This is a genomic window from Dolichospermum sp. UHCC 0352, assembly GCF_009711925.1.
Classification (GTDB): domain Bacteria; phylum Cyanobacteriota; class Cyanobacteriia; order Cyanobacteriales; family Nostocaceae; genus Dolichospermum; species Dolichospermum lemmermannii.
The window spans coordinates 1-344 of sequence record NZ_VIKY01000269.1; the positions used below are offsets into that span (position 1 = coordinate 1).

Sequence of the window (344 nt, forward strand, 5' to 3'; positions counted from 1 at the left end):
ATAAAAATATCCCTCAGAAGGCGTTAGCTGATTTACGCCAGGCTTGGGATAGGTGGTTCAAAAAAACATCAAAACAACCACGATTCAAGAAAAAAGGGCAACACGATTCTTTCTATTTAGAATCAGGAACTAAGGCGAAACCAGCAATTAAAAATGATGGTAAAAGAATTAAATTACCGTCAATTGGCTGGGTAGGTTTAGCAGAACCTTTACCGATTACAGTAACTCATAATTGCGTGATTTCTAGACAGGCTGATAAATGGTTTATTTCTGTTAAATACGAAGTTGAAAAACCTCCTATACTTGCAGACAGACCGACCATCGGCGTTGACGTAGGAATAAAG

1 pseudogene is annotated in these 344 nt (G+C 38.1%); it reads left to right on the plus strand.

Annotation, left to right across the window (positions count from 1 at the left end):
* Positions 1 to 344 (plus strand): annotated as a pseudogene (locus tag FJR06_RS19175) (RNA-guided endonuclease TnpB family protein); the annotation flags it as partial.